Genomic DNA, 426 nt, shown 5'->3' on the forward strand with positions numbered 1-426 from the left:
GGCTGGTCGGGTCACGATCCGGTTCTTTTAATACTTGAACTCGGGTTTCATCGCAGTGAATAAACGGGCTTTCGAATAATCGATCACGCATCAAATTTAGCAGCGGCTGGAAGTGTTCGCTGCACTGGATTACCCAGCGTGCCAAGGTTTGGCGCGGTATCTCGATGCCATGTCGACTCAGCACCGTTTCGAAACGATGCAGGGGCAAACCATCGACATATTTGGTGGTCAGCAGCATGGCCAATACGCTTGGACTGGCCATGCTCTTTTCGATCAACTGAGCCGGCTTGTCCGCCGTGACCGGTGCCGTTTCGCAACCGCGGCAACCGTAGACTTTGCGGATATGTTTAATCACACGGATCTGCATCGGCACGATATCCAGCTGCTCGCTGATTTCGTCGCTGATGACATGCTTGCGGCAACCGC

1 protein-coding gene is annotated in these 426 nt (G+C 53.8%); it reads right to left on the reverse strand.

Features of this window, described 5'->3' with window-relative positions; all coding sequences use genetic code 11:
* Nucleotides 1–426 (reverse strand): IS66 family transposase (locus tag ABJ99_RS02990; protein ID WP_154864378.1); only part of this gene is annotated, 426 nt, incomplete at both ends.

The organism is Pseudomonas syringae pv. cilantro, assembly GCF_001293775.1.
Taxonomy (GTDB): domain Bacteria; phylum Pseudomonadota; class Gammaproteobacteria; order Pseudomonadales; family Pseudomonadaceae; genus Aquipseudomonas; species Aquipseudomonas syringae_P.